This window comes from Natrinema sp. HArc-T2 (genome assembly GCF_041821085.1).
Lineage (GTDB): Archaea > Halobacteriota > Halobacteria > Halobacteriales > Natrialbaceae > Natrinema.
Genome location: NZ_JBGUAZ010000003.1, coordinates 100,478 through 127,173, shown reverse-complemented (window position 1 = coordinate 127,173; position 26,696 = coordinate 100,478). Strand labels below are relative to the sequence as shown.

Sequence of the window (26,696 nt, the reverse complement as noted above, 5' to 3'; positions counted from 1 at the left end):
GATCGTAGGTTGCTGCTAGACCATGTTCGACGACAGAACTGACGCTGGCGAACGACTCGCCGCGGAACTCGAGGCCCGCGATCTCGAGATCGACATCGTCCTCGGGATTCCCCGCGGGGCCTTACCCGTCGCGCGCCCGGTTGCAGACGCACTCGACGCCGACTTAGACGTCGTCGTCGCGCGCAAGCTGGGTGCCCCAGCGAACCCCGAACTCGCTCTGGGTGCGGTCGCAAGCGACGGCAGCGTCTGGTACAACGACGATCTGATCGCCCGAGTCGACGTCCCCGAGGAGTATCTCGAGGAGGTCCGGGCCGAAGAAGCGGAGAACGCGCGCCAAAAGGCGGACCGGTACCGTGAGACGGAGGGGTTACCGGATCTCGAGGGAAAGCGGGTCGCAGTCGTCGACGACGGCGTCGCGACGGGGGCGACCGCAACGGCCTGCCTCCGGCAAGTCCAGGAAAGCGGCGCAGACTGGGTCGGGCTGGCAGTCCCCGTCGGCTCACCCCGCTCGGTCGACGAACTCGAGCGGGAGACCGACGAGGTGATCGCTTTGCAGACGCCAGCGGATTTCCGTGCTGTCGGCCAGTACTACCGGAACTTCGGGCAGGTAACCGACGAAGAAGCGATCGCGTATCTCGATCGGGACGGCTAACGGACCGTTCACAACGAGTCTGGTTATTCGACCGGCATTCGGCGATTCCGCATCTCCGCACCGCAGTTCGGACAGGAATCGGGCGCAGTTGCGTGGACGACGGTCCCGCAGTCGAAACACTCGTAGGTCGATTCCGTCTTGGGGTCGAGTTTGATGTCTTTCATGGCAGAGACGATGGATGAGTCGGATTCTGGTGGTCGTCGCATTTAGGAATAATAGGCATATTAGGATGAACCTGTCCGTCAACTATCTAGCGTCGGTGGGAACTAGGGGTTCAGTATTCAACCACCATCGGCTGGCACCGCCGGAACGCCGAGTTCGCTGAAAACGACATCGAAGAGCTTCCGCTGGGCGGTCCGAACATGTCGGTAGAACGCTGCTGGAGAAATATCGAGGGTCGCAGCGATGTCTTTACCCGACTGGTCACGTGGTGACTCGAAGTAGCCGCCGTAGTAGGCGACCTGGACGACCTCGAGCTGGCGGTCGGTGAGGCGGTCGCGTAGCGCCGACCGGAAATCCCGCGGCGACGTCCGCTCGACGGTCCGCTTCGATCGGAGGTCGGCGTCCGCGAACGTCTTCGAGACGATGTCGACACTTTCCCGAACGTCAGCAGAGCTCGGCACGTCGACGACGACCCGCACGCTCGAGGGGGTCGCCTCGACCCCTCGAAACACGATGCCGTGATCCGCGAGCTGGAGGGCGAACACGGGCCGTGAGAGCTGCAGCCGGATCGTCCCGCCAGTTTCGTCCCGATCAGTGTCGGGGGTGTCTGCCTCGCTGTCGCCGCCCGCGCGTCCCACCCTGCTGATGACCTGTGCGCGCTCGACGCCGACGAGCTCTGTGGCCACAGCCGCGACGGCCTCGGGCGAGGCACCGTCGACCGTCGCGAACACCGACGCGCCGTCGTCGTACCGGCGAACGCCGCCGTCGAACGAGACGGTACAGTCGGCCTGCTGGGCGAGCCGGGCGAACAGAAACGTCTCGTCAGTCACGTCGAACTCGAGTCGTGTGCTCGCATCCGACAGCAGTGCGTGTTTGCGCTCGACCGCCGCGATCGCGGCGGCGATCGTCTCGCCGAGTTCCGAGAGGACGGCCTGGATCATGTCGTCGAACGCTTCAGGTTGATCCGCATAGACGGTCAACACGCCATACGAGAACTCGTCGTAGGCCAGCGGGACACTCATAACGGACTGGTATCCGCAAGTGAGGGCAGTCGACCGCCACGGTTCATCACGGAGCCCATCGGCGACGTTCGAGACGACGGTCGTCTCACGGTCGGTTGCCGTGGTGACGGCTGGTTCGCTCGCATCCGAAAGTGCAAGCGAGATGCTGTCTACGTACTCGCGTCCGTCGAGCGTGCCGCTTTGAGCCCGCGACTCAAGGCGGTCGCCGGCTTCGACGGTTCCGATCCAGGCGAACGAGAACCGGTCGGCGGTCGTGAGTCGATCGCAGACGGCGTGTTCGATCTCCTCGCGGGTTTCTGCCCGGACCAGTGCCTGATCGAGTTCTCTGATGATCTCGTTGATTCGGTTGAAGCGTGTGAGCTGTCGGTTCTGCCGCTTGAGTTCGCGATCACGCTCGCGCAGCGTTCGTTCGCGCTCGAGCCGGTCGAGTGCCGCTTCCGCGGTCGCCGCCAGCAGGTCGGTGAGCTCCCGGGAGACGTCGTCGAACGTCCCCTGCTCGGTCGATCCCGCCACGAAGACGCCGTGGTCGCCGAGGGGAACGTACGCGGCGCTTCGCAGATCCGTCTCGGGATTCGAGAGCAACGAGGAATCGTGAACGTCCGCGAAGAACCGCGTTTCCCCGTTGACGAAGACGCGGCCGGGAAGGCTGTCGTCGGACGCCCGGTGGTCGCGAACCGGCCCGTGTATCCGCTCCATCCCTGGCAAGGACGCAGCCGGCCGTAACACGTTTTCGTCGGTGTCGAACAGGTAGGCGGCGCTGGCCTCGAGATCGAGCACGTCCATCGCGTCGTCGACGACGACCTCGGCGATCTCGCGATCGGTTTCGGCGTACAGCAGCTTTCGCGTGGTTCGGTGTAACGCCGTCAGTGCCTCCTCGCGGCGCTTGCGCGTCGTGATGTCGCGACAGCTATAGAGGATCGTCCCGTCCTGAATCGAGACCTTGCGGACGTTGACCAGCAGCGTGTGCTCACGGCCTGCCCTGTCGGTGGCCGTACACTCGATGTTCGTCAGCACGCCGTCGGCCTTGAGTTCCTCGCGGTCGAAGAGGTCCGGCCCCAGCAAGTCGTCGATCGTCCCCATCTCGTGGATCTCGTCGTCGGTGTAGCCGAAGATGAAGTGGACGTTCGGACAGACGTAGGTAAACGCCCCGTCGTCGTCGGTGATGAGGACGGTGTCGGTCATGTTGTTGAGCGTCACCCGATGGAGGTTCTCGGACTCGCGGAGTTCGTGCTCGAGGCGGGCGCGATCGGTGACGTCGGTCGCCCGCGCGAGCAGCGAGACGACGCTGTCAGACTCGTCGTGAACCGGGCGGACGGTCACTTCGAACGTGGTCGGGTCGTCGATCGCATCGGCCTCACCGTGGCCAGTGGTCCCCGTCCCGTCAGCACGATGCCGTGTCAGTTCGCGGTGGGCAACCGTTCCGGTCGCCGCCTGTTCGACCGCGTCGTCGATCGCAGCCCCACCGTCTGCGATCGACTGCCACCACTGAAGAGCCGACAACGGCTGGCCGCGAACGTCACTCGCGGTCGCATCGATCGCCGCAAGCGCGGCTTCGTTGGCCCGCCGAACGGTGCCATCCGGCTCGAGCACCCACGCGTACGTCTCCGGATCCGCGAAGATCGCGTCGAACTGGCGGGTGCGGTCTCGCAGCCGGCGGCGCTCGCGTCCGTCCGCGAGCGTTTGCTCGACCGCCACTCGGCAGTCCGCGACCGCCGAATCGGTCGCACTCGAGCGAGGCACGTACGCCGAGATATCTGCTGCGACTGCCGCGCTGGCCAGCGTTTCGTCACCGTCGGCTGGTGCGAACACGATCGGCAGGTCACGAGTACGCTTTCGAACCCGCTCACAGAGCTCGAGCCCGGTCTCCTCGTTCTCGAGCGACTGTGCAGTCAGCAGACAGTCGAGAGACTCGGTCTCGAGTCGCTCGAGTGCTTCGTCGACGGTCGAGACGGCAGTCACTGTGCGTGTCTCATCTGCGAGCGCACGCGAGAGAACGTTCGAATCGGGTGGCTCGGCGACGAGGAGCCGGGCATCGTCGAGCGTCCGTACGGATGCCATTCGTCACCGATAGGGACTCCTGTGGCTACAACCCATCGCTCGAGGCAATCGATTGCTGCGACTCGACACTCGATTCGAAAAAGCGAGTCCGGCCCCGGTGACGCCGGAGTCGGAGTACGATCGGGGGCCGACCGCGTGGCTTCTCACTGCGACCGAAGCGGATCACCGACAGTCGTCCAGGGTCACGGTCCCGTCCGTGGACATCGCAACCCAGGCGTCGTCTCGAGCGATATCAGCGATGACGAGGTGTGATCGACCATCGATCTCGTCGATCGCTGCTACGATGTCGCTCGACGCATCCACCTGCCGTCCAGCCGACGTCGCTTCGGGCGTCATTATTCGGTCGTATATCCACGGCACTGATGAACGTTCCGGAACTCACTCGATCGATGGTTGAACACCGGAGAAATTACCTTCATTTCGTATAAATCGAGATGTTATAACCAGCATCAAGTAACAGTCGGAACCGTTATGTACCCGGAGGGGTCTCGTCTGCGACGACCGACTGGACGTGCCCGACCACACCGCTTTTCAGTTTGACGTGTGGTCCGTCGGGATCTCCACCGTAGACCACCGCGATCTCGCCGGTGAGCGGTTCGGTATCCTCGGCGTGTGGGTCCTCGTCGTCCTGTACGAGTTCGACGGTGAGTCCCTGTCGCAGTTCGTCGGCGCGTGGACGATCGGTAGCCATAGTCGGGCCTGCAGCGAGACAGCAAAAAAGCACACTGCCTGCAATGGCGACGATCGTCTCATACGGTCTGCTGTTCCGATGTCCCGGTGGGTCCGCAGTGCGGGTCGCGGTTACACCGGCACTGACTGGCAGTCGTCCGCCTCACTCCTCGTCGAACTCGAGGGCGACGGAGTTGATACAGTAGCGCTTGCCGGTCGGGTCGGGGCCGTCGTCGAAGACGTGACCGAGATGGCCGCCACAGGAGGCACACAGGACCTCGGTGCGGCGCATCCCGTGGCTGGTGTCGAGTCGCGTTTCGATCCGGTCGTCGTCGGTGTCGTAGAAGCTGGGCCAGCCACAGCCCGACTCGAACTTCGTTTCGGAGTCGAACAGTTCGGCCCCACAGCCGGCACAGACGTACGTCCCGTCGTCGGTATGCTCGACGTACTCGCCGCTGAACGGCGGCTCGGTGCCCGCCTCGCGGAGGATCCGATACTCCTCGTCGCTCAGCCGGCTGTGCCACTCCTCGTCGCTCGTCGCGTGGTCGCCCTCGTTACTCATGGTCAGTGATAGGGCCGAGAGGCTCAAGAGTCTGTCTCCGAGCCGATCGCTGGGTGCCGTCACGGCACGCTCGAGTCACGATGGCGTCGTCACCGACTGGTGATGATGTCCGTACTCCCGCAGTTAGGACACTGTGTCATGCGGCCCAGTTTGGGGACCTCGATTCGACGCCATGCGTCGTCCCCGCCGGGCGCTTCGAAACCACAGTTTCGGCACCGTGACCGTTCGTGCGCTGAGAGTTCGCTTGCCATGTTCCGACATATGTCGGAGGCTGTCATAGTTGTTGGTTCACTGAACGACGACTCTCACCGATTCCGATTGGTCGTGTGATCGACGGCAGTCGATGTCGGCCACGAAGCGACTGTCGGATCGCGGTCCGTGCACACCCGATCGCGTCTCGCGGTCGATCGGTGTGAGCCGTCCCGTGTCAGCCGACAGTATGACAGGGGAGTGGAGCGTGGACGGCACTACTGGGTCGGGGCGACTTCGACGACACTCGCCACCGAAGCGCCCGGCCGGTCGCGTGGATCGATCGGAGATCGCCTCGTCGAATCGGCCACCGCCACCGAGCGCCCGTTGTCGGATGTGTTGTCGGGTTTCCGACCGCATCCGGGTCCAGCGCTCGCATCGTCTCCGGGAGCTATCGCCCACCGTACCCGATCTCCGTGCGAAGTGTCCACAAACAATTATAAAAGGGTTGTTTAATATTTCAGTTATCAATCACGATGTGACTGCTCGATGTTTCCGCTAGCCCCTCGAATTCGATCGCGACGGACCGTCAGCCGGGCTGACTCGTCGCTGCAGATACCAGTTGGATTAAGGGTACTCCAGTCGAATCGAGTGGTGATGGGTCCCGGACACGAACTCGCCACAACGGCGCTCGACACGCTCCCGATTACCGTCGCGATCATCGACGACGAAGGAGAGATTCAGTTTACGAACGAGTCATGGAGCGAGTTCGAAACCGCGGAGCGCAACGACGAACACGTCGGCACGAACTATCTCGCGGCTGCCGTGACGGCAGACGACGACTACGCCCAGCAGGCAGTCGACGGGATCGAGTCCGTGCTCGCTGGCGACCGAGACTCGTTTTCGATGGAGTATCCCTGTCATACCCCCGAGGAAAAGCGCTGGTTCCTGATGCGAGTCACCCGGTTTTCCCACGACGACCAGCGACTGGCCTCGCTCGTCCACCTCGAGATCACCGAGCGAAAGCTGGCCGAACTCGCCGCCGAAGCAAACGCCAAGCAGGTACGTGACGAACGGCAGGCCCTCGAGTACGTCCTCGAGCGCGTCGATGGCCTCGTCCGGACGGTCACCGACGCTGCCGTCAGTGCGGAGACGCGAACCGAGATCGAACGCGAGGTCTGTCACCGACTCGCCGGAACCGACCCCTACGTGCTCGCCTGGATCGGTCGCGTCGACGTGACGAAACGCCGGCTTTCTCCCCGCGAGTGGGCAAGCGACGACGACGTTCCGCTCGAGGACGACGAACTCGTCCTCGACGCCGACGGCGTACATCCCGCCGTCCAGGCGCTCGAACGCGAGGAGGCGCAGGTGATCGCGGACGTCACGGACCACGACGCCGCCGACCGACTGTGGCCGATGGGGGCTGGCGACCAGTTCCAGTCGGTCGCCGCCTTGCCGCTTACCTACGGCGACGTTACCTACGGCGTGCTGGTCGTGTTCGCTGACGAACCCGACGCCTTCGACGAGCGGGAACTGCTCGTCCTCGAGTCGCTGTCCGGAACGGTCGCGACCGCGATGAACGCACTCGAGGTCAGACGAATGCTGACGACCGAGGCCGTAATCTCCGTCGAGGTCGCGATCGAGGACCCCTCGCTGTTCGTCACGGCGCTGTCGGCGACGTTCGACGCCACGGTCAGCTACCGCGGCCTGACCGAAACCGACGACGGCACACCGCTGGTCGTCCTCCACGTCGATCGCACACTCGAAGACGACGCGGTCGACGCGACCGGGATCGCACACGACGTGACGATCCTCTCGACGACCGACGACGGGACGCTCCTCGAGGTTGCCACCACGGATGGGCTCGTGACGGCGCTGAGCGAGCACGGCGCGGTGATTCGTGAACTGGTCGCAACCGACGGCGTCGCCGATCTTGCGGTCGATCTTCCGGATGGGAGATCCGCTCGGTCGGCCTACGACCTGCTCGAGCACCGGTACGATCGGGTCGAGCTCCTCAGTTACTACGAACGGGACGAGCCCACCCAGACGCCACACGACGTGACGGCACGCCTCGAGTCGTCGCTGACCGACCGCCAACTGATGGCGCTGCGCAAGGCTTACTACGCGAACTACTTCGAGTGGCCCCGCGACATCTCGGGAAAAGAACTGGCAGCGTCGATGGACATCTCCCGGTCGACGTTCCACCAGCATCTGCGGGCCGCCCAGCGGAAAGTGCTCGCAGAACTGTTCGACTGATACGGTTTGCTGTCAGTCAGTGCCGGTGGGACCGCGACCGCCCTGCGGTTACACCGGGACATCGGGACAGCAGACCGTATGAGACGGACCCACTGCCAACAGACCGTACCCCACCCGACTTCCTGTTGGTTCTCGTGTCTGTATACATAGTGAGGGAGTGATACTTTATATGTACATGTCGTAGCGGATACATCCGGGCGCTCTCGGTCAGGGTCAACGAGGCAGAGGATGCAACAGGAACACATCAACGCAGGCAAGGCGATACAGAAACGAACCGGGAGGACGTTCTATCTCGCGACGCGGTTTCTCCCCGAGCGCGTGCGACACGCTACGCACGTCCTCTACGCGTTCTTCCGGATCGCTGATGAGGTCGTCGACGACGCCAACGGCGTCCCCCCCGAGGAGCAACGCGCCAAGCTCGAGGCCCTTCGCGCCCAGGCGCTGGGCGAACGCGCGCCCGACGATCCGGTTCTCGAGGCCTTCCAAGAGCTGCGGACGGAGTACGGCATCACCGACGAGGAGATCAACGAGTTCATCGACGCGATGGCCACCGACATCGAGACGGCGCGCTACGAGACCTACGCCGACCTCGAGTCCTACATGCGAGGGTCGGCTGCGGCTGTCGGCGTGATGATGACCGCGATCATGGAGCCCGACGACGAGGCGACCGCGCTGCCACACGCGATCAAACTCGGTGAGGCCTTCCAGCTGACGAACTTCCTGCGAGACGTCCGCGAGGACGTCCTCGACCGGGACCGTATCTACATCCCACAGGAGACGCTTCAGGAACACGACGTCGAGCCGGCACAGATCGAACGCCTCGAGTTCGACGAGTCGTTCGCATCGGCGATGGCTGCCGAACTCCAGCGAACCGAAGAGCTCTACCGGGAAGGGGTAGCCGGCATCCGCTATCTCCCCGAGGATTGCCAGCTGCCGGTCCTGTTGGCTGCCGTCCTCTACGCCGAGCATCACACGGTCATCCGCGCTCAGGGGTACGACGTGCTCACCCAGGAGCCGTCGCTGTCGACGGCGCGAAAGCTGTGGTGTCTCGCGAAGACGCGCTGGCACTGGCACTGGAACCGTGATCCAGAGGCCGTGTTCCAGCGGGTGTCGGCGATCCCCTCGCGCGAGCCTGACCACCGCGGCCCTGAACACGGGGACGGCGTTCCGACCCGCTAGCAGGAATATCAAACCCCCCGGTATGGTGGTACTCGTTTTGTTATCTCTGCCGATGGTCTGTCCTCATATGTCCGTTACACAGAATTCCGAGTTCATGGACGAGGAACGACAGATGGCCCGAACGGTTGCGATCAGTCTTGGCGCGTGGCTCGCCGTGACGGCTGTAGCTGTCGTCCTGTTGCTCTTATTCGGCGAACCCCTCTCGAACCTGATTCTCTGACGGCGGATCAACCAACCGCTACTTGGCGTCGCCGTCGACCAGCAGCGCAGCCTCAGCGACAATAAACGTCGCTAACTTTCGTTTCGTGTGGGCCGCGAGGAGGTGGTCCTCGAGTTGTTCGTTTGCGTCTGTCGGTTCGCGACAGACCGGACATTCGACCGGTGCCTTCCTCGCCATACTCTCAGTTAGCTATCCGTGAGCAAAAGACACCTGCTGGCACTCTCAGTTTCGGGCTCGGCCCCGCTCCATCAGTTTCGATCACCCGGACGCACAGCCGTCCGTATCGAGATGTCGTAGCGATCGGTCCGGAGGAGGACGAGACAGAACAGCCCGGCGACGCCGGCGGCCAGCCACTGCCCGTAGAGTGCGTTGATCGTTCCCCAGAGCAGCACGAAACTCACCAGATCGTCCAACGCGAACTCGCAGGTCCGGACGCGCTCCCGAACGGCCACGCGGTCGAACGCGAGGTCGACGAGGACGACGGCGATGGCCCCCGAGAGGAGCCAGCCCCAGTAGTTCGACGCCGGCACGCCGTAGTAGCCGCCGGGCGGGAGATACGACCAGAAGCCGATGGCGACGGCCGCGGGGTCGAGCACCAGATCGATGGCGAGGACGGCAGTGATCGCCGAGAAGGCACGCGGGACGAGTCGGCCAGCCCACTCGTCGAGGGCCAACAGGGTGAGCAGATAGGCGTTGAGAACCAGCGGGACAAAAAACAGCGGCAGGGCAAGCGGCACTTCCCCGCCGACCATCGGCCCGAGGCTGATCCCGTACTCGAAGGTCCCGTAGGGCCAGCCCGTCCGCACGCCGACGAGTTCGATCGCGTACGTATACGCCGTCAAGACCACAAGCGGGACGAGCGCCCGGCGGTCGAGTTCGGGGAGCAGAGCCACCACCAGCGGCGAGCGCATCACCAGTGTCCCGAACAGGATCAACAGCGGGTTGTACGACAGCAGCGGCGGCAAGAGCCCTTCTGCACTCGCGACCAGCGTTACCGCGCCGATGACCGGGAAGACGACCGCGATCGTAAACCGGTTTTCGCGGATGAGGGCCTCGAGTCGCCGCTGTGCAACCGTTCTCGTCGTCTCGTCGGCGCTCCCGTCGGGGACCGACGGTGTTCGGCTGGTGCTCGTATCCGTTCTGGCACTCGAGGTCGACCCGGTCGACTCGCCGCTATCCATAGAACACCCTCCAGAGGCCGCCCATCGTCAGCGCTGCGCCGACGACGGTGTTGATCGCGGGAAACCACCAGTAGGCCCGGTCGACAGCGACGCTCGCCGTGGCGATCGCGACGACGAGGGCTGGATAGCCGAGCATGAGCACGCCAAGTCGCACGTCGAGCGCGCCGAAGGCGGCTGCGCTTGCGAGCCAGCACACACCACAGTAGGCGTACGTCCGGCGCTCGCCTAGCACCGTCGCAGTCGTCCGAATGCCGGTCTCGCGGTCCGGTTCGATGTCGGGGATCGCCGAGAACGTGTGCATCCCCATCGCCCACAGCCAGCCGCCGCCGACGGCAAGAGCGGGTGGCTGGGTCCCGGCAATGGCGGCGTAGGCAGCCGCACCCGGTGTAATGTAGAGTCCGTTCGAGAGCGAGTCCACGAACGGAGTCGTCTTGAATCGCGCTGGCGGGGCGCTGTAGGCTGCCCCGAGGACGAGAAAGGCGATCAGCCAGAGGATCGCCGCCGTCGGCAACAGCGGGACGAACAGCAAGGGAAGGGCCGCACAGAGCCCGACGACGGCTGGCACGTATCGCTGGCCGCGATAGCGTGCCTCCCGGTCGTCTTTTTTCGGATTCGCCGCGTCGATCTCCCGGTCGTAGACGTCGTTGATCCCGTAGAGAAAGACGTTTGCCGGCAGGAGGAAGTAGCCGAACAACACGATCGGTGCGGGGGCGAACAGGTCACTGACAGTGGTTGCGGCGTAGGCCACGCCCACCAGTACTGGCCCCGCCAGATACAGCCAGAACCGCGGTCGCGAGAGGACCAGCAGGTACGAGAGGTGTGCACCGATACCGCCGCGGGCCGCCCTCGAGTTCGAACTCATCAGTGGCCTCTCCGTCTCGCGTCCGCGGTGTGTCCGTCGCGAGCGCGTGACCGCGTGCTCGAGTCGCCGATCGCCGGCCCCATCACGGCTCGAGTCCGCCGCCGTGATCTGCGAGCACTTTCTCGGCGGTCAGGTCGCCGCTGATGAGACACATCGGAACGCCGATCCCAGGTGTGGTATCACCACCCACGAAGTAGAGTCCGTCGACTTCCTTCGAGCGGTGAGGCGGTCTGAACAGCGACGTCTGCCGGAGCGTGTGGGCCAGTCCCAGTGCCGTCCCCTGGTGGCTGTTGTACCGGTTTGCGAAGTCCTCGATGCAGAACCGCTCCTCGAGGACGATCCGGTCGCGCAGGTCGGTGCCGGTGTTCGTGGCGATATCCTCGAGAATCATGTCGCGGTACTGCTCGCGGAGCTCGGGCGTGTCCTCGAGGCCAGGCGCGATCGGCACGAGGACGAACAGGGCGCTGTGGCCGTCTGGTGCGACGGTGTCGTCGGTCTCGGACGTGACACACAGGTAGTAGGCGGGATCGTCGGGCCAGCGTGGGTCATCGAAGATGTGCTCGAAGTGCTGATCCCAGTCGGTCGGCAACACGAGCGTGTGGTGGGCCAACTCGTCGACGTCACCCTCGACGCCGAGATAGAGCAAGAAAGCGGATGGGGCGTAGGTCCGCTCGTCCCAGTAGTCGTCGTCGTAGCCGCGGCGTTCGGGCGTGAGCAGCTCCTGCTCGGTGTGGGCGTAATCGGTGTTGCTCACGACCAGATCTGCTCGGACTGGTCCCACTGGCGTTTCGACCTCGAACCCGCCCGTACGGCCCTTGATCTCGGTTGCTGGCCGCTCAGTCTCATACTCGACACCCAGCTCACGACCGAGGTCGGTGATCCCGTCGACGACTGCGCCGATCCCGCCGTCGGGGTACCAGACGCCGAGGTTGAAATCGACGTGACTCATCAGATTGTAGAGCGCCGGCGTGTTCGTCGGCGAGCCACCCAGAAACACCAGCGTATACTGCATGATCTGCTGAAGCTTCGGATGGTCGAAGTAGCCCTCGACGTGGCCCTGCATCGACCCGAGCAGGGAGAGGCCACGGGCCTGTCGGGCCACGTCGAGGTCGATGTAGTCCCGCAGACGTTCGCGATCCTTGTAGACGAAGTGTTTCATCCCGACCTCGTAATTTTCCCTGGATTTGTCGAGATATCGCCCTAGCGCGTCGCCTGCACCCGTCTCGTACTCCTCGAAGACGGTTTTCGTCCGCTCGAGGTCGGGCGTGATATCGACCTGATCCCCGTCCTTGAAGAAGATCCGGTAGTGGGGATCGAGATGCGTAAGGGTGTAGTAGTCACTCGGCGTCCGGTCGAAGTCGGCGAAAAACCGCTCGAAGACATCGGGCATCAGGTACCACGAGGGACCCATATCGAACCGAAACCCGTCTCGCTCGAGGCGACTCGCCCGGCCACCCACCTGTTCGTTCTTTTCGATGACGCGCACGTCCGCCCCTGCATCGGCGAGATAACAGGCCGTCGAGAGCCCACCGATTCCGCCTCCGATCACGACGACCGACACGCCGGCCAGCGATTCCATGCCCGAAGGGAGTATACGAACAGTGTTAAACGTGTGTCATACATAAGTAGGGAATCCGATCCGTTATCGATGAGCGTCGAAGCGATGACCCTGAACCGCGTCGTTCGTGACCATCGAACCTGATACGGCCTGCTGTACCGATGTCCCCGGCCCGACCGCAGGACGGTCGTGGTCCCACGGCACTGACTGACAGAGTCTGTATGACTGGGCCGGTGAGTTCCTGTAGGTAGGACACGTAGACTCTCTATGGACGGGATGACAGCTCTCATAACCGGCGGAACGCGTGGCATCGGTCGCGCCGTCGCCGACGCATTTGCAGCCGACGGGGCAACCGTCGTCATCGGCGCTCGAGACGCCGACGACGTCGCGGCGACTATCGACGCACTCGAGGCGACGGGCGCGACTGCAGACGGCTGTCGAACCGACGTTCGCGATGAATACGACGTGGAACGGCTGGCCGAGCTCGCCTCGCGGGCAGGTGAGACGACTGGTATCGACATTGTCGTGCCTGCAGCGGGCGTCTATCACGGCGAGGCCGGTCACACGCCGACCGACGACGAATCGTACGGCGCGTTCGACGATCACTGGCGGACGAACGGTCGCGGCGTGTACGCGGCGATCAGCGAGTCGGTTCCGCACTTAAACGACGGGGCACGGGTCCTCGTTCCGACGGGCTCGGTCGCCAGAAAGGGGGCAGCGGGCTACGGCTCCTACGCTATCTCGAAGGCGACGGCAGAGGCAGTCGTTCGCGGGTTCGCCGCCGATACCGAGTACGTCGTGGGCTGTCTGGATCCCGGCGTCGTTGCGACGGAGCTCACCGGCGGGCACGGTCGCGATCCGGAGTCCGTCGCGACGATGTTCGTCTGGGCGGCGACCGAGGCCGACCCCGAAGCGGTAGACGGCACTGTCGTCGGACTGGGTGAGTGGAAAAAGGCGACCCGGTAAGGGTTATCGCAATGGTCGACGACTTGGACGTTGATACGGCCGTCTCAGAACCCGCCGAAGGCCATCAAGAACAGCGCGACGGCGATGATCGCGAACAGGGTGCCGACGCCTTTCTTGATCGTCCCCGTATCCAGCGCGGTCGAGACGTAAGGTGCGATCTGACCGCCCAGCGTCGTGGCGGGAACCGTCCAGACGACCATGTTCCAGGGCGTCGACGCGAGGTCCATCGTGTGGCCGCCGGGAACCAGCCCGCCGCCGAAGACGTGGACGACCGAGGCCAGCACGGCCGTCGTTGCGACGACGATGTGATTGGTCCCGATGGCGACGCGGACGGGCACCTCCGTCCGGAGCATCGAGATGATGCCGAGTTCGCCGATCCCGAAGCCGGCCAGCCCCTGAAAGACGCCGCCGACGCTGTAGTTAGCGAAGCGCTCGAGATATCCCGACCGTGAGTACGTGTAGTCGTTGCCGTCACGGTCGACACGGGTCACCGTCCCGGCGTCGTCCGTTTCGACGCCCGCCGGGCCGAGTTTGTTCGCGTCGTTGGGGAGTTCGCTTGCGGTGCCGCCGTCGGCCGCGACCGTCTCGCCGCCGGAGCCGCCGCCGGGTTCCTCGTGGCCGAGGTTCGCCCGGAACAGGAGATACGACGCCGCGAGGAGTGCGATCCCGAGCAGCGCGTGGAACAACGGCTCGGGGATAACGAACGAGAGCAACGCACCGCCGACGACGAACGGAACCCCGCCGAGAACGAGCGTCGCGCCGAGTCGCCGGTCGACCAGGCCGTACTGGATGAACGCGAGCGCGGAACTCGAGAGCCCAAAGGACTCGCTGATGAGCCCGATTTTCACCAGCGTGTTCGGCTCTAAGGGATACGCAACCAGTGGGAAGATGAAGATGAGGAAGGGGACGAACAGCGCGGAGCCGCTGATCCCAACGGTGTTGACGATCGTCGCGCCGGTGACGAACGCGATGAACAGCCACCAGTACTCGAGCCAGTAGCCGGTTCCGGCGTCCGCTGGCGTGGGCGCGAAGAAGTAAACGCCGACGACGAACGCCAGTGGCGCGAGGAACACGAACACGTGCTGATACTTCAGGAACGCCTTCTGAATCCGCGAAGCCGATGATGAGGCTGTCATTGAGCCGTGAGCGCTGCCTTTGGAGGGGTGAAATAAGAGTATTTTCGTCTCTTTCCGCCCTGTGAACCGTTCGTATGGTGTATATGGGGTGACTACTGGCGGACAGTAACGCTCCTGGCCGGCGCGTGCAGGTCTGCCGGCGCAGTCGGCGTATCCTCAATATTTATAGGGTCGGCTATGGTATTTACTATCACAATGAGTTTTCCAGAAGGGCCCCGCAAACCGGGTGAGCAGTCTGCGATAGATGACGGCGCTGACGCAGTCGACCACGCCCCGACGGACGGACTCATCGCGACCGTACTCGAGGCGCTTCGGACACACAGCGAGACGTGGGCAGACCGCTACGTCGAGATGCGCCTCGACGCGCGCCTCGGCAGTCGGGAGTAACGACCGCGCACGGTTTTCGGACCGCGTTTGTGACTGTCTGCTCGATCGCTACCAACGGTTATGCTTCGCTATGCCGTATGGTACCATGGTTGTCGAAGATGCAAACAGTCGCAACGGAAGCAGTCACCTGCCCGCACTGCGGGGACGAAACGAGCGTTTCACTCCCCAGTGAGGAGACGGAACTGAAAGTACGGCACTCAGTCGCAGCGTTCGGCGAATATACCACGGTCACGTGCTCGAACGGCCATACCTACTGGGTATACTTCTGTTAGTCCTCGAGCGCGTCGAGCGGCCATTTTGCAGTCCTCTCATACGGACTCCTATCAGTCACTTCCGGCGCACCCGCGACCCGTCCTGCGGGTGCGCCGTGCGCCGGTAAGCAGTGATAGCAGACTGTATCAGTTAGTGATCAGACTGTGTGAGCGAACGCAGTCGCTCCGGGTAATCGATCACGACGCAGAAATCTAGTAGGAAGCGGATCCGCTACCGAGGTTCAATCGATATGGCCTTCACGACGCAGTTGATCTGCGTCCTGGCCGGTGTAGCGCCACTCGATGGTGGCCTTTTCGTCTTGCCAGTCCCAGGGCTCGGCGACGACGATGTCGTCTTGCTCGATCCAGGTGCGGTATTTCATGCGCCCGGGAATGCGGCCGAGTCGCTCCTTGCCGTCCTCACAGCGGAGCTGGACGTGATTGCCACCGAGGTGTTCGGTGACGACGGCGAATACTTCATCGTTGTTGGGCATACGGAGGTTCCGTCGCCCGGAGTCTTCTGTCACAGCTTATCTACGTGGGGCAGACGTTTAAAGGATTGGAGAGTCATGGTATCGTGACTCGCACTGCGGTCGTTCACTTGTCGGAAGAGAGCTTTTCGGCGTTGCGGGCCTGTTCAGTGCGTCGATCAGCTTGCGCCATCCGGTTTTGCGTCGCGTTCGAGAGGGGCTCCGACAAGTCACTACGTGCCTCAGTGAGACGCTGCTCGACCCGCTGGAGGCGCTCAGAAACGGTGGTAAGCTGCTTGTTGGCAGTGTCTCGCTCGCTATTGCGTGCCCGCTCGGCAGCCCTTCGTGCGGCCTCGACAACGGCTGCGAGGGCGCGCTCGAGTCCCTCGACGGCGTTCGACGAACCACCGTCTCGGTCACGGTCATTGCTCAGCGCCGCAATCTCTTCCCGCGTCTCGTCGGCGATGTCCGCCACGAACGTCGCGAGCTGTGCTTTGCCCGTCTCTGGGCGTTCGATACGGACCGCTGACTCGGCCCCAGGAGTCGGGTTGATCCGGTAGGCGCCGATGGCGTCGTCGCTGTCTCGAACCTCTGTCGTGTAGGCCCCGCCAGAGTGGACGTAGACGGCGTCGTTCCCGTCTACCGACGACTCGTACAGCCGACCGGCGAAATCGTCTTCGACGGCGACCGTCGAGAGATCGGTCGCAGTCTTTTCGCCGCCGATCTCGAGCTTCGTCGCGCGATCGCGGGCGACCAGCGGAATCTCGCCGCCGACGCCGGCTGCCGTCGGTGTTCTGTCGTCCGAAACAGCGACGTGTTCGCTGTGTGGCGCGCGGCCCGCACCATTGACTGTCAGTCGGTGCTCGCCGGCCGGAACGTCTTGTACGACCGCGACGCCACCGAACGTCGGGACGGCCTCGGGATCGCTCTCCAGTAGGATGACCGACTCGACTGTCGTTTCCGTGGTGGTCAGTCCCTCGTTCTCCGGCGCGTCGTCAGTTGTGACCGCCTCCGTGACGCGAGCGATCACGCTGTTTATCGGTGCCGCCTCGCCGATCGCATCGTAGCGGTCGGCCAGTTCCGTCCGGTGGTTGGGAACGGAGATGTCAGCCGCCGGATTGCCGTAGCGGGGCTGGGTCCACGGCGTCCCTGTCGTCGTGATGTGGCCGGCGACGGCGTCCTCGACCACGTCGGGGACGGTGAACTCGAAGCTCAACTGCGGCCCGGTGAAGGCCGCGATATGTTCGATTTCGCTGCTCGGCACGAGGTCGTACTCGACGTCGGCGTCGGCCTCGCGCTCGCGGTGTCGGAAGACGAGCCCCGTCTCGCGCGTCGGCAGATCCGTCGGCGGCGACGTCAGCGCGTCGTACGATCGGACCGTCAGGTCGTCGTCGATCAGCGACTCACGGGAGACAGCAGGCAGGCGTTTGTGCTCGTATATCGGGACGCCCTCGTACTCCGGGACGAGGTAGGGGAGCCGTGACCCCTCGTCTCGCGGCAGTCCGTACGCGAGCGGGATCTCGAGGTCCGCGAGGTCCGCGATACCCTCGATCGCCGTGTTCGTGATGTCCGCCAGCAAGTCCTCGATGGCAACCCGCTGGAAGCGATCCGGGACGTCGTTGACCGAGAGCGTACTCGAGTGTGAGCCGAGCTCCGAGAGGATGCGCGGCACCATCGTCGGGTCCGGATCCAGGAACTCGTTGTTCGGCACCGACCGGGAATGAGAGCTGGCGACGTACAGTTGTGGCTCACCGGTCTCCGTGTCGACGAAGACGTGCAGCACTTCCCAGTCGTGCCAGTGGAAGTTGGTCGTGAATTGGTCGAACACCGAATAGAACCAGAACTGGACCACGGCGAGTGGCGAGTCCTCGTATTCGACGGCGTTGTAGAACACCGTCGGCTTCGGTGGGTCGCCGTCGCTGTATCGCTCGTGGTACCCGTTGAGGGCATCGAACCCGGTGACGGCTGTCTCACCGTCGCGCTCGCTGGTGTAGGGCCGTGGGTCCGTCGGAAACCACGGTTCGTTCGCGTCGAAGTACAGCGTCGGGGCAAATTTCGTCGCCAGCTCTCGAGCCCGTTCACCGTCGACTTGGCTCGTCTGGCCGTCTCGCTCGCGTTCGAGTGCCGAACAACCGGCCAGCGCGGTCCCACCGATGCCGGCGAGTGTGCCGAGGACAGTCCGACGATCCACGTCGAACTCGATGTCGTCGGTCACGAGTTGTCATCCTCCTTCTGTAATCCAACCGTCGAGATGCACACGACGACACCTGTGCTAACCATACCGCTGTGTGGAACTATTTTCTCAATAAGCTTCTGTAGTCTGATCGCTCCCGACGCACCTACAGTTCGCGATCCGAATCGGGGTTCTCGAGGTCCCACAGCAACTCCGGCAAAAAGGCCTCGAGATTGTCGATAACCCGCCGCTCGCTGACGTTCAAGCCCTCACAGTGGTCGTGGGCCGAATCCCGGATGTCGACGTGGAGGTCGCCGTCCTCGAGCCAGACGCCGAGCGGAAAGACCGAACACCGGGTTGGTTTCCAGTCTTCCTCGAGATGCAGCGAACAGAGGCCATCCTTCCGCAGGAACGCACAGGCTGAGCCGTCTTCGGCGACGTGGGCGTCGCGGTCTTTGCCTTCGCGGGTGACGAACTTCTCGCCGCGGAACTCCGTCGTGGTCTCGGCGAGATTTGCTCGCTGGGCTAACTCGAGGAGGTCCCGATCGTACAGCAACACGCCGTGGTGACAACACCACGTGCAGTCGTCGACGCACTCGAAGGTGAGGTCCGGATCGAACTCGACGACGACTTCGCGGTCGGGGTAGACTTCGACGCGTCGCGGGGCGTCAGCGCTCACGTGTCGTGGATGGGCAGTCGGCGTCAAGTGCCTTTCTACCCGTCGTTTCGGGTTGTGCTCTCGACCAGCCTGTCATCGAACGAAACTCTACGCTCGCTCTGCTCTCCGGCGGATCGCTCAGCACGAATCAACGGGGGATCGCGAGTATGGACTCACAGCCGAGAGTCACCGATTCCGCGGTCACGCTCGAGACAGGCAAGCAATCGATACAACAGCGCGTGACCGCAACAGGTATATTAGCTCGAGCTAATATTAGTAGTTGCTAAAATGGTGGGGCAGAGATCGAACGGTGACTCGACTCAATCTTCGTCTCAGCAGCCGTCCTGCTGTGGTGACGCTGGCCACTCCCTGTCCGAACAGGAACTGGCGGCTGACATCCAGACGCTCGCTGCGATCGGGAACGAGACCAGATACGAGGCACTTCAGATTATCGCGGCGGCTGATAACGGTGCCTGCGGCTGTGAATTGGAGCCCGCCCTTGGTGTCAGTCAGGGAGCGGTCAGTCAGGCCCTCTCACGGTTGTATGCCGCAGGACTCGTCACGCGGCGCAAGGACGGTCGATGGCGATACTACAGTGCGACAGCACGCGCCGAACGACTGCTAGATGTGCTCGATGAAACGAGAACGATTACCAATGACTAATGAGACATCGTCGACAGAAGTCGACACCGACGAGCTGAGCGCAGCGGAACAGCGGCGTATCGTGCGAGACCGATACGGCGAGATCGCCACCAGTTCATCGTCCTGTTGTGGCGATACGGGAGCGAGTTCCTGCTGTAGCGATCGCAGCTCTGACAGAGCAGAGTACGATGATCAGTCACGCCTGCTCGGCTACGCCGACGAGGAACTCGATGCCGTCGAATCCGGTGCAAACTTGGGCCTCGACTGTGGCAACCCGACCGCGATTACGAGTCTCGAAGACGGCGCGACCGTTCTCGATCTCGGCTCCGGAGCGGGGTTCGATTGTTTCCTCGCCGCTCGAGAAGTCGGTCTGGACGGTCAAGTCATCGGGGTCGATATGACGCCGGAGATGATCGAGAAGGCCCGTGAGAACATCACAAAGAACGACGCGACGAACGTGGAGTTTCGACTCGGTGAGATCGAACACCTCCCAGTCGCTGATGAATCCGTTGACGTGATTCTGTCGAACTGTGTCGTGAACCTCTCGCCGGACAAGTCACAAGTGTTCAGCGAAGCGTTTCGTGTGCTTCGACCAGGGGGACGGCTCGCTATCTCTGACGTCGTGCAAACCACACAGTTCCCGGAAGCGGTCCAGCAGGATCCAGCTTCCGTAGCCGGGTGTGTCGCAGGCGCGTCACCGATCTCCGAGGTCGAATCGATACTGGACGAGGTGGGCTTCACTGCAATCTCGATCGACCCACAAGAAGAGAGTGAGGCGTTCATCCGCGACTGGGACGATGAACGGGATGTCAGTGACTACATCGTCTCTGCGACCATCGAAGGAAAGAAACCGAACCACTGAGCTCCGTGAGCCAGGTCGTAGACCCGGTGGCTGCAAGGCGATGCAAAGCGAACGAGCGGGCAGGTATTATCCACAGCGAATAGCAAATCAGCCAGAACGTACCCAACTGTCGTCTGATCGAGACGCTACGAACGAACCGTCTCGCCCTCGAGCGCCAATTTCTCCCGATCGCTCGAGTCGACGACGGTATTCCGGAGCGTGCCGACGCCCTCGTAGGTGATCTCGACGGTGTCGCCGGGTTCGACGAGGCCGGGATTCGCTGGACTGCCGAACGAAACCACGTCGCCGGGGCGGAAGGTGACGCGCCGCGAGAGGTGCGAGATGATCTCGTAGGGGTCGAACAACATTAGTTCGGTGTTGGCTTCCTGGCGGCGCTCGCCGGCGACGTCGGTGTACATGTCGATCGCGGTCGGATCGACGGCGGTCTCGATCCACGGGCCGAGTGGGCCGGAGGCATCGAAGGCCTTGCGGGGCGTTCGCCCACCCTGGTCGAGCGCGTCCATATCGTTCATGATCGTGTAGCCGCGGACGACCTCCGGCACCTCGTCTTCGGAGAGATTCCGACAGGGTTCGTCGATCACGGCCGCGAGCTCGCCGGCGTAGGTCACCTCGTCGCTGAACGCAGGATAGGGAATCGGGTCCTCGTGGCCGACGAGCGACGCCGGCGGCTTGATGAAGAAGTCGGGTTCGTCGGGCCGTTCGTACTCCATCTGGTCGATCGTCGCCGCGAAGTTTCGTCCGACACAGTACAACGCCGACGGCTCGCAAGGTGGCAGGAAGTCAGCGTCCGTTCCGACCTCGTAGACGCCATCGTCCGTGTGCACGACACCGTCCTCGTATCGTCCGGCGACCGGTCCATCGTCCGTCGCGATCCGCGCGAGTTTCATTGTCGGCGCTCTCGAGTCCGGAAAATTAGTGATATCGGTTTGGCTTTGGCTCGATCCCTACCCAAGCGATTTGACCGCGACGCGGTGGGGGCCGTCGGGCGTCTCGAGCGTGACGTTGTCGACGATCGACTCGCGAGCCTGCTCTTGCCACTCGTCGACGGCCTCGGCGTGGCGCTCGCGGAGTTCGTCGGCGACGTCCGGGTCGTCTGCCTCGGGAAGTGCCGACTCGAGGTCGGGATAGTCGGCGACGACGTCGTCTGCGATGAGGTCGGCGGGTGAGACGTGGACCGCGCCGGTCAGTTCGGTGTCGTCGACGTGGTAGACGTGGATGCGGGCGCGCATCCGACCGTGAAACGGCGGCGTCGCTCGGAGGACGGCCTCGCCGGGGTTTTCCTGACTGTAAACGTAGGCGTCAGCGGCGTCTGCCGGCGACAACGCGAGCGAGCGGATCGCTGTCGGATCGTCGTCTCCTGCCATCGGATACGGATAGGTGTTGCGGTGGGTTAAGATTCCGGTTCGATAGCTTCGTCCGCGGCTGGTGGGTGGAAGACCTCGGCTCGAGTATCAGTCGACACGCCGTAGACTGCGTCCGAAACCGAGTCAGGACAGGTGACGTCGCTGTCCGTATAATGGACACGCAGCGCTTCCCGAAGCGCGTCCCGGACGCAGGCACGGGTTGCCGCGCCGACCTCGGTCCCGCTGCCCGAAAACTCCGCCGGCGGGCCGGACGGGTCATGACCGACGACGACCGCGTCCGTGGTCGTCCCCGGAAACCCGGTTTCGGCGAGCAACGTCGTCGCTTTCGCCTCCGCCGCGACCGCGATCAGGTTCGCCAGCGCACCGGGTGCCAGCGCCCGCGTCGTTCCGACGATGACGTTGACGGTGCCGCGGCCCGGCTCGAGGTCGGTCTCGACTGCCTCACCCATGGTCCCGTCCGCATCGAGACTGGTCTCGGGCTCTATCGGCAACGCGGCAGGGTTCGACACCCCGGCTGTCGCGTAGGCCGTGACGGGGCCACAGCGCGCACCGCAAGCATCGCCGATGTCGACGCCGGTCAGCAGTGCCGGCCCGGTCGCGTCAGCGGCGGTCGGGTCGAACCCCGCGCGCTCGAGGCGTTCGTCGACGTACGCGCCGAGATCGGTTCGTTCCCAGTCCTCGGGGACCGAGACATTGTACACACAGTCTGCCGTACAGCGACCGCCGTTCCAGCCGGTCGACAGCCACTCCGTCTCCGGTCGGCTGACCTGCAGGACGCCATCCCGTCGGATCGCACTGTAGGCTTGCTCGGTGTCAGTCATCGTCTCAGCGGTCGGCTGGGCTGTCGTCAGCGTCGCCAACGCCCAGTGCGCCCAGTAGGCGGTCGTTGGCCGCACGATCCTTGATGGCGACGCGGATATGCGAGTCGAGCGCGCGGAAGGTCGTCGCGTCCCGAATCGCCACGCCGGCGGCTCGCGCGTCGGCGATCACCGTTCCCACGTCGCGGTCGCCGACATCACAGAGGAGATAAGGCGCGTCCGACGGATGAACGTCGAATCGCTGTTCGAGCGCTTCGCGCATCCGCTCGCGTTCGCTTGCGACGCGCTCGCGGGTCTCGCGGACGAACTCGTCCTGTCGGAGACAGTGTGTGCCGACGCGAGCCGCCGGCGTGCCGAGCGACCACGCGCGGCGGGCGGTCGCAAGCGCGTCTCGCCGTGTGCCGCGTGCGACGGCAAAGCCAGCGCGAAGCCCCGGCAGGCCGAACAGTTTGGTGAGCGAGCGCGCGACGATAACGTGGTTGCGCCCCAGTTCGGCTGCAGACGACCGGTCGGTGAAGCCGAGAAACGCCTCGTCGACCAACAGGGTCATGTCGGCGTCCCCACACCGATCGACGAGCGTCTCGAGTGCGTCCGGCGAGATCGCATCGCCGGTCGGATTGTTCGGCGTACAGACCACTGCCAGCGAACACGGCTCGAGTACGGAGGGGCCGAGTTCGTGTAGGTCGTCGTAGCGCACGAATCGTGGTGTCGCCCCCTGTAGGCGGACCTCACGGGCGTACTCGCCGAAACTCGGGTAGGGAACTAGCGCCTCGTCGCCGGGCTCGAGGGTACTCTCCATCGCCAGCCGGATCGCGGCGAGTCCGCCGGGGGTCGGGATCACCTGCTCGGGGTCGCAGCCGACGAACGACGCTGCCGCATCTCGGTATGCCGGGTAGTCGTCGTCCGGATAACGCCGCGACGCCTCGAGTGCGGCCGCGTACACGTCGTCGACGCCCGCGGGCACTCGGGGGTTGGTGTTGGCCGAGAAGTCCAGCAGCTCGCGATCTGTCTCGCCACCGTGGGGGACCCGCGAGCCGGTTCGGATCGCTTCAGGATCCACTGGACTCCTCCGAAGGAGCACTGGCGTCGTTTTCGATGCCGAGCCGGTCACAGACCGCCTCGAGTCGGTCTCTGACCTCGCTCATCCGATCGTTGGGGACCAGCGAGAGCGCGCCGCCCATCGCGACGCCCTCTTTGGCCTCGCCGGCACAGTAGCGTTCCATCGCGACGTGGTTGCCCTCGTCGAAGCCGGGGTCGGTGACAGTCAGCTCGCAGCCGAGGTGGTCGCAGGTCTCGGCGAGCCGGTCGCCCTGCTCGTCGGCGACGAACGAGGTGGTCGCGATCGACAGGTCCGCGTCGATCCCGGCGTGGCGCAACAGGGCCGCGACGGCGACCATCTGCGTGCCGCCGGCCAGCGTCACGTCAGTGCCTGCCTCGAGCGCACCTGCAGCGATACCGGCCACCGTCGGCTGGACGGGGTCGCCGACAGCTTCGATGGCCTCGAGCGGTGCGCCCTCGCAGTCGCCGGCCTCGAGGTCGCTTTCGGCCAGCGCCTCGTCGACGACCCGTCGCTTGCGCTCGATCGGGTTCTCGGGTAGCGACGAGGAGACGCCAGCCGGCTCGCCGAGTGCGGTAAGGACGCCGAGTGCGGTGGTCGTCCCGCCGGGGACGGTCTCGCCGATCATGACCTCGTCGTCGGGCAGGCTCGCGCCATAGTCGTAGGCCCGGTCGAATGTGGCGTTTGCATCGGGGACGGCCGCTGATTCGCGGACATCGACGCCCGGCTGGACGTCGAGATCGACCGTCGGCGCGGCCGTCGACTTGGCAAGTCCCGCGTCGATCACCGCGAGGTCGAAGTCGACGACCTCCCGCACCGCGCGGGTTACGGCTGCAGGCGTCGGACAGCCGGTCGGGCTCACCGGCGTCACCGGCGCCGCAGTCGGCTCGCCGTAGGTGAGGATCTCGACGTCAGCCGAGGGGGTGTGTGCCATCAGCTCGGGGGCGGCGCCGGCAGCGCTGATGCCGTCGATCAGCGCCGTCTCGGTCGTTCCGGCGGCGAGCAGGACCCGCATTTAGCGGCCCTCCGCCGACCGGGCCAGTCGATCGGCTGCGATCCGTGCGTCTTCGAGCCGGTTCACGTTCACTGCAAGTCGTGTGTCGTAGTGTACGTCGATCATGGATGTGGAATCGGATGCGGTGCCGACGACGTTGACCCCGGTCGGCGCGAGGTGGTCAGCTGACTCGAATCGGGTATCGATGCTAACGCCGAGCCGTCGTTTGAGTGCCACGGGGACGCAGACGGTCCGCGAGGCGTCGCTGTCGCCGTGTGCTTCGAGCACGCGGTCGACGACCGGGGCCTCGAGCAGCGGGAGATCTGCTGCGACCGTCAGAAGCGGCGGAGAGAGGTCGGGTCGCTCGAGTAGGCTCATCAAATCGGCCACGTAACCCTCGCCAGCCGTCTCGATCGTCGTCACGCCGTCGGTTGCCTCGAGATGCGCCCGCGTCTCCGGCGCGTTCGGCGAGACGGCGGTATAGATCGTCTCGAGCCGGCTGGCCGCGAGCCCAGACAGGACGCGGTCGACCATCGGCGTCCCGGCGATCGGGTGCAGCGGCTTTTCGTGGGCGCTCTCGAGGCGCGTGCCTTTCCCGCCACACATCACGAGAGCGTCCACGCGATCACCCCCAGATGGATGCCAGCGATGCGACCGATCTCGTTTGCCGCGCCGAAGATGTCGCCGTTGATGCCCCCGAGCTGGCGGGTTGCCCAGTACCAGGGGAGGCCGACACCGGCGACGGCCCCACAGAACGCGACCGCACCGAGTGCCGACTGGCCGATGGCGACCACGGTGAGGGCGATGACTGCGGGTGCGAGAAACGACCCGGCAGCGGCGCCATCGGTGAACTGCTTGCCCATACCCTCGGTGACTGCGTTACCGAAACAGGCGAGCGCGGCCATCCCGAGTTTGGTCCCGACTTCGGCACAGACCGCGACGCCGATGGCCGCGCGGACGGGAAGGCCGGCCAGTCCGAGCCCGCCGAGTGCCAGCGCGGCGACGGTGACCGACACCGACAGCAGCGCGCCGACACCGGTCGTCGTATCCTTGAGTACCTCGCGGCGACGTTCCTGATCGCCGTGGACGACCAGCGCATCGCCCAGATCCGCGACGCCGTCGAGATGGTGGATTCCCATCACGGCGTACACCGCCAGCAGGTAGCCAAGCGCCACGGTCGGTGCTGCGAGCGTCTCTCCGGCGAGCAACGGGACCGCCGCCAGCGCGCCCGCAATGAGCCCAGCGATCGGAAACGCCGCCGGCGTCGCCCGGAACGCGTGCCAGTCGCCATCGCGGGTGCCGATCGGGAGTCGCGTAAGAAATCCCAGTGCCCCGCGGACGGCACCGACCCAGCGACCGATCACTGCCACGCGATGCCCACCCCCGTGGCCACGTGGCGACTCGCCTCGAGCGCTGCCCCCTCTGCAACGAGCACCGCGAGCGCGACGGCAACGACCAGCGAGACGATCGCTGCCCGTCCAACGAGTGAGACGGCACGTTCGCCATCGGTCAGCGTTGGGAGAGCAGCATCGGGATTGAGGACGTAGACATCCGGCTTCTCGAGGCGGATCGCCAACGCACAGGCCAGCGTCGCCATCGGCCAGCCGGAATTCGGCGACGGCGGCATTCGCGCCCACTGGCTGGCGCGTGCGAGCGCGAGCGGGTTCGCCGCGGCGACGGCGATCGTGACCGCCGAGAGCCGGGCGGGAAGATACATCACGGCGTCGTCCAGGCGCGCGCTCGCGGTCCCGACGGGCTTGGAAGGGTAGCCGAGCATCGAATCGAGCGTGTTGACACCTTTGACCCACGCGGCGACCGCCGCAGCGGCTGGCAGCGAAACCGGCGCGAGGACTGCAAACGGCAGCAACGTGGCGACCAGCCCGTCAGCGAGGTTTTCAGCCGCGCTCTCGACGGCAGCGCTGCGAAGCTCGGCGGCTGACAGCGCCGATGCGTCCCGACCGACCAGCCCGCGGATCCGCGTGCGAACGTCGGCTATGTCGCCGTCGGTGGCCGCGACGATATCCCGGGTCAACTCGAGCAGTGCTCGAAGGCTGGTCGTCAGAAAGAGGACAACTGCGGCGGCAATTCCGCCGGCCATCGGATGGAACGACGACGCCGCGAAGACGGCTCCACCGGCGATGGCGGCAGGGACGAGTGGGGCAAGGGCGGCGATTCCGACGCCGGCCAGTCGCTGCCCGCGATCGGTCTCGTGCCACTTCCGGTCGAGGGCGTCGACGAGCCGACCGAACCACGCCACTGGATGGAACGCAGTTGGCGGCTCGCCAAACAGCAGATCGAGACTGACCGCCAGCCCGATGACCGCAAGCGACGTCAGCGCCACGTCGTCA

The 26,696-nt window shown here is 64.6% G+C and carries 29 protein-coding genes; 8 read left to right on the top strand and 21 right to left on the bottom strand.

All coding sequences use genetic code 11. The features are described from left to right. Window positions 1-22: 22 nt before the first annotated feature. Window positions 23-652, top strand: coding sequence for a phosphoribosyltransferase (locus ACERI1_RS08225; RefSeq protein ID WP_373617626.1), 630 nt, complete (start codon window positions 23-25; stop codon window positions 650-652). Window positions 653-675: 23 nt separating this feature from the next. Here the strand turns inward: ACERI1_RS08225 and ACERI1_RS08220 are convergent, their stop codons facing one another. The 5 genes from ACERI1_RS08220 to msrB form a co-directional block, all read right to left on the bottom strand. After that, a complete protein-coding gene (locus ACERI1_RS08220) occupies window positions 676-816 on the bottom strand; it encodes a rubrerythrin-like domain-containing protein (RefSeq protein WP_373618152.1) in 141 nt (46 codons plus the stop codon). A 117-nt stretch (window positions 817-933) separates the two neighbouring features. Continuing rightward, window positions 934-3,894 (bottom strand): bacterio-opsin activator domain-containing protein, encoded by a 2,961-nt coding sequence (locus ACERI1_RS08215; RefSeq protein WP_373617625.1) that lies wholly within the window; start codon window positions 3,892-3,894, stop codon window positions 934-936. 162 nt (window positions 3,895-4,056) lie between these two features. Then, window positions 4,057-4,230: a hypothetical protein gene (locus ACERI1_RS08210; RefSeq protein ID WP_373617624.1), complete on the bottom strand. Its 174-nt coding sequence runs from the start codon at window positions 4,228-4,230 to the stop codon at window positions 4,057-4,059. Between the two features lie 133 nt (window positions 4,231-4,363). Further along, window positions 4,364-4,585 (bottom strand): DUF2196 domain-containing protein, encoded by a 222-nt coding sequence (locus ACERI1_RS08205; protein WP_373617623.1) that lies wholly within the window; start codon window positions 4,583-4,585, stop codon window positions 4,364-4,366. 141 nt (window positions 4,586-4,726) lie between these two features. Then, window positions 4,727-5,125, bottom strand: coding sequence for a peptide-methionine (R)-S-oxide reductase MsrB (msrB, locus tag ACERI1_RS08200; protein WP_373617622.1), 399 nt, complete (start codon window positions 5,123-5,125; stop codon window positions 4,727-4,729). Between the two features lie 846 nt (window positions 5,126-5,971). On the opposite strand from msrB, the gene ACERI1_RS08195 reads away from it, so the two are divergent. The 3 genes from ACERI1_RS08195 to ACERI1_RS08185 all read left to right on the top strand — a co-directional run bounded on the left by ACERI1_RS08195 (window position 5,972) and on the right by ACERI1_RS08185 (window position 8,969). After that, entirely contained in the window at window positions 5,972-7,570 is a 1,599-nt protein-coding gene (locus ACERI1_RS08195; protein ID WP_373617621.1) for a bacterio-opsin activator domain-containing protein, read from the top strand. A gap of 228 nt (window positions 7,571-7,798) precedes the next feature. Continuing rightward, complete coding sequence (locus tag ACERI1_RS08190; protein WP_373617620.1) at window positions 7,799-8,749, top strand: phytoene/squalene synthase family protein; 951 nt, start codon at window positions 7,799-7,801, stop codon at window positions 8,747-8,749. A 67-nt stretch (window positions 8,750-8,816) separates the two neighbouring features. Beyond that, window positions 8,817-8,969, top strand: coding sequence for a hypothetical protein (locus ACERI1_RS08185; protein WP_373617619.1), 153 nt, complete (start codon window positions 8,817-8,819; stop codon window positions 8,967-8,969). An 18-nt stretch (window positions 8,970-8,987) separates the two neighbouring features. Here the strand turns inward: ACERI1_RS08185 and ACERI1_RS08180 are convergent, their stop codons facing one another. The 4 genes from ACERI1_RS08180 to ACERI1_RS08165 form a co-directional block, all read right to left on the bottom strand. Then, window positions 8,988-9,146, bottom strand: coding sequence for a hypothetical protein (locus ACERI1_RS08180; protein ID WP_373617618.1), 159 nt, complete (start codon window positions 9,144-9,146; stop codon window positions 8,988-8,990). A 71-nt stretch (window positions 9,147-9,217) separates the two neighbouring features. Then, complete coding sequence (gene cruF / locus ACERI1_RS08175; RefSeq protein ID WP_373617616.1) at window positions 9,218-10,150, bottom strand: bisanhydrobacterioruberin hydratase; 933 nt, start codon at window positions 10,148-10,150, stop codon at window positions 9,218-9,220. Continuing rightward, window positions 10,143-11,012, bottom strand: a complete 870-nt coding sequence (locus tag ACERI1_RS08170) for a prenyltransferase (RefSeq protein WP_373617614.1) — start codon at window positions 11,010-11,012, stop codon at window positions 10,143-10,145. Before ACERI1_RS08170 ends, cruF begins: the two co-directional genes overlap by 8 nt. Before the next feature lie 82 nt (window positions 11,013-11,094). Further along, the gene (locus tag ACERI1_RS08165) at window positions 11,095-12,591 is read right to left on the bottom strand and encodes a phytoene desaturase family protein (RefSeq protein WP_373617612.1); all 1,497 of its coding nucleotides are present in this window, start codon (window positions 12,589-12,591) and stop codon (window positions 11,095-11,097) included. A gap of 246 nt (window positions 12,592-12,837) precedes the next feature. On the opposite strand from ACERI1_RS08165, the gene ACERI1_RS08160 reads away from it, so the two are divergent. Then, window positions 12,838-13,536, top strand: a complete 699-nt coding sequence (locus tag ACERI1_RS08160; protein WP_373617610.1) for an SDR family NAD(P)-dependent oxidoreductase — start codon at window positions 12,838-12,840, stop codon at window positions 13,534-13,536. Window positions 13,537-13,580: 44 nt separating this feature from the next. Here ACERI1_RS08160 and ACERI1_RS08155 read toward each other — a convergent pair whose 3' ends face one another. After that, window positions 13,581-14,672, bottom strand: coding sequence for a TSUP family transporter (locus tag ACERI1_RS08155; protein ID WP_373617609.1), 1,092 nt, complete (start codon window positions 14,670-14,672; stop codon window positions 13,581-13,583). Between the two features lie 195 nt (window positions 14,673-14,867). Between ACERI1_RS08155 and ACERI1_RS08150 the strand changes: the two genes are divergently transcribed. After that, window positions 14,868-15,059: a hypothetical protein gene (locus tag ACERI1_RS08150; protein ID WP_130500489.1), complete on the top strand. Its 192-nt coding sequence runs from the start codon at window positions 14,868-14,870 to the stop codon at window positions 15,057-15,059. A 493-nt stretch (window positions 15,060-15,552) separates the two neighbouring features. On the opposite strand, the gene ACERI1_RS08145 is transcribed toward ACERI1_RS08150, so the two are convergent. The 3 genes from ACERI1_RS08145 to ACERI1_RS08135 form a co-directional block, all read right to left on the bottom strand. Continuing rightward, window positions 15,553-15,837: a translation initiation factor eIF-1A gene (locus ACERI1_RS08145; protein ID WP_074854731.1), complete on the bottom strand. Its 285-nt coding sequence runs from the start codon at window positions 15,835-15,837 to the stop codon at window positions 15,553-15,555. Window positions 15,838-15,907: 70 nt separating this feature from the next. After that, on the bottom strand, window positions 15,908-17,995 hold the full coding sequence (locus tag ACERI1_RS08140) for a hypothetical protein (protein ID WP_373617607.1): 2,088 nt from the start codon (window positions 17,993-17,995) through the stop codon (window positions 15,908-15,910). A 124-nt stretch (window positions 17,996-18,119) separates the two neighbouring features. Further along, a complete protein-coding gene (locus tag ACERI1_RS08135) occupies window positions 18,120-18,632 on the bottom strand; it encodes a YkgJ family cysteine cluster protein (RefSeq protein WP_373617606.1) in 513 nt (170 codons plus the stop codon). Window positions 18,633-18,899: 267 nt separating this feature from the next. On the opposite strand from ACERI1_RS08135, the gene ACERI1_RS08130 reads away from it, so the two are divergent. After that, on the top strand, window positions 18,900-19,274 hold the full coding sequence (locus ACERI1_RS08130; protein ID WP_373617604.1) for an ArsR/SmtB family transcription factor: 375 nt from the start codon (window positions 18,900-18,902) through the stop codon (window positions 19,272-19,274). Continuing rightward, window positions 19,267-20,115 carry an arsenite methyltransferase gene (locus ACERI1_RS08125; protein WP_373617602.1) on the top strand — a complete coding sequence of 283 codons (849 nt, stop codon included), beginning with the start codon at window positions 19,267-19,269 and terminating at the stop codon, window positions 20,113-20,115. The genes ACERI1_RS08130 and ACERI1_RS08125 overlap by 8 nt, the downstream gene beginning before the upstream one ends. A 125-nt stretch (window positions 20,116-20,240) precedes the next feature. Here ACERI1_RS08125 and ACERI1_RS08120 read toward each other — a convergent pair whose 3' ends face one another. The 8 genes from ACERI1_RS08120 to cbiB are packed head-to-tail and all read right to left on the bottom strand — an operon-like array spanning window position 20,241 to window position 26,689. After that, window positions 20,241-21,002, bottom strand: a complete 762-nt coding sequence (locus tag ACERI1_RS08120) for a fumarylacetoacetate hydrolase family protein (protein ID WP_373617600.1) — start codon at window positions 21,000-21,002, stop codon at window positions 20,241-20,243. A 57-nt stretch (window positions 21,003-21,059) separates the two neighbouring features. Beyond that, window positions 21,060-21,479 carry a hypothetical protein gene (locus ACERI1_RS08115; RefSeq protein WP_373617599.1) on the bottom strand — a complete coding sequence of 140 codons (420 nt, stop codon included), beginning with the start codon at window positions 21,477-21,479 and terminating at the stop codon, window positions 21,060-21,062. Between the two features lie 26 nt (window positions 21,480-21,505). After that, window positions 21,506-22,300, bottom strand: coding sequence for an adenosylcobinamide amidohydrolase (locus ACERI1_RS08110; protein WP_373617597.1), 795 nt, complete (start codon window positions 22,298-22,300; stop codon window positions 21,506-21,508). A 4-nt stretch (window positions 22,301-22,304) separates the two neighbouring features. Continuing rightward, entirely contained in the window at window positions 22,305-23,357 is a 1,053-nt protein-coding gene (locus ACERI1_RS08105; protein ID WP_373617596.1) for a histidinol-phosphate transaminase, read from the bottom strand. Next, on the bottom strand, window positions 23,347-24,369 hold the full coding sequence (gene cobT / locus ACERI1_RS08100; RefSeq protein ID WP_373617594.1) for a nicotinate mononucleotide-dependent phosphoribosyltransferase CobT: 1,023 nt from the start codon (window positions 24,367-24,369) through the stop codon (window positions 23,347-23,349). Before cobT ends, ACERI1_RS08105 begins: the two co-directional genes overlap by 11 nt. Beyond that, entirely contained in the window at window positions 24,370-24,954 is a 585-nt protein-coding gene (locus tag ACERI1_RS08095; RefSeq protein ID WP_373618151.1) for an NTP transferase domain-containing protein, read from the bottom strand. Next, complete coding sequence (gene cobS, locus ACERI1_RS08090) at window positions 24,954-25,718, bottom strand: adenosylcobinamide-GDP ribazoletransferase (RefSeq protein WP_373617593.1); 765 nt, start codon at window positions 25,716-25,718, stop codon at window positions 24,954-24,956. Before cobS ends, ACERI1_RS08095 begins: the two co-directional genes overlap by 1 nt. Beyond that, on the bottom strand, window positions 25,709-26,689 hold the full coding sequence (gene cbiB, locus ACERI1_RS08085; protein WP_373617592.1) for an adenosylcobinamide-phosphate synthase CbiB: 981 nt from the start codon (window positions 26,687-26,689) through the stop codon (window positions 25,709-25,711). Before cbiB ends, cobS begins: the two co-directional genes overlap by 10 nt. Window positions 26,690-26,696 lie beyond the last annotated feature (7 nt).

Coding starts and splice junctions, on each gene's coding strand:
- ACERI1_RS08170 (WP_373617614.1), bottom strand. CDS start 11,012: ATGAGTTCGAACTCGAGGGCGGCCCGCGGCGGTATCGGTGCACACCTC.
- ACERI1_RS08225 (WP_373617626.1), top strand. CDS start 23: ATGTTCGACGACAGAACTGACGCTGGCGAACGACTCGCCGCGGAACTC.
- ACERI1_RS08130 (WP_373617604.1), top strand. CDS start 18,900: ATGGTGGGGCAGAGATCGAACGGTGACTCGACTCAATCTTCGTCTCAG.
- ACERI1_RS08185 (WP_373617619.1), top strand. CDS start 8,817: ATGTCCGTTACACAGAATTCCGAGTTCATGGACGAGGAACGACAGATG.
- cruF (WP_373617616.1), bottom strand. CDS start 10,150: ATGGATAGCGGCGAGTCGACCGGGTCGACCTCGAGTGCCAGAACGGAT.
- ACERI1_RS08155 (WP_373617609.1), bottom strand. CDS start 14,672: ATGACAGCCTCATCATCGGCTTCGCGGATTCAGAAGGCGTTCCTGAAG.
- ACERI1_RS08210 (WP_373617624.1), bottom strand. CDS start 4,230: ATGACGCCCGAAGCGACGTCGGCTGGACGGCAGGTGGATGCGTCGAGC.
- ACERI1_RS08165 (WP_373617612.1), bottom strand. CDS start 12,591: ATGGAATCGCTGGCCGGCGTGTCGGTCGTCGTGATCGGAGGCGGAATC.
- ACERI1_RS08190 (WP_373617620.1), top strand. CDS start 7,799: ATGCAACAGGAACACATCAACGCAGGCAAGGCGATACAGAAACGAACC.
- msrB (WP_373617622.1), bottom strand. CDS start 5,125: ATGAGTAACGAGGGCGACCACGCGACGAGCGACGAGGAGTGGCACAGC.
- ACERI1_RS08195 (WP_373617621.1), top strand. CDS start 5,972: ATGGGTCCCGGACACGAACTCGCCACAACGGCGCTCGACACGCTCCCG.
- ACERI1_RS08220 (WP_373618152.1), bottom strand. CDS start 816: ATGAAAGACATCAAACTCGACCCCAAGACGGAATCGACCTACGAGTGT.
- ACERI1_RS08215 (WP_373617625.1), bottom strand. CDS start 3,894: ATGGCATCCGTACGGACGCTCGACGATGCCCGGCTCCTCGTCGCCGAG.
- ACERI1_RS08095 (WP_373618151.1), bottom strand. CDS start 24,954: ATGTGTGGCGGGAAAGGCACGCGCCTCGAGAGCGCCCACGAAAAGCCG.
- ACERI1_RS08115 (WP_373617599.1), bottom strand. CDS start 21,479: ATGGCAGGAGACGACGATCCGACAGCGATCCGCTCGCTCGCGTTGTCG.
- ACERI1_RS08125 (WP_373617602.1), top strand. CDS start 19,267: ATGACTAATGAGACATCGTCGACAGAAGTCGACACCGACGAGCTGAGC.
- ACERI1_RS08120 (WP_373617600.1), bottom strand. CDS start 21,002: ATGAAACTCGCGCGGATCGCGACGGACGATGGACCGGTCGCCGGACGA.
- ACERI1_RS08180 (WP_373617618.1), bottom strand. CDS start 9,146: ATGGCGAGGAAGGCACCGGTCGAATGTCCGGTCTGTCGCGAACCGACA.
- ACERI1_RS08150 (WP_130500489.1), top strand. CDS start 14,868: ATGAGTTTTCCAGAAGGGCCCCGCAAACCGGGTGAGCAGTCTGCGATA.
- ACERI1_RS08205 (WP_373617623.1), bottom strand. CDS start 4,585: ATGGCTACCGATCGTCCACGCGCCGACGAACTGCGACAGGGACTCACC.
- cobT (WP_373617594.1), bottom strand. CDS start 24,369: ATGCGGGTCCTGCTCGCCGCCGGAACGACCGAGACGGCGCTGATCGAC.
- ACERI1_RS08160 (WP_373617610.1), top strand. CDS start 12,838: ATGGACGGGATGACAGCTCTCATAACCGGCGGAACGCGTGGCATCGGT.
- ACERI1_RS08110 (WP_373617597.1), bottom strand. CDS start 22,300: ATGACTGACACCGAGCAAGCCTACAGTGCGATCCGACGGGATGGCGTC.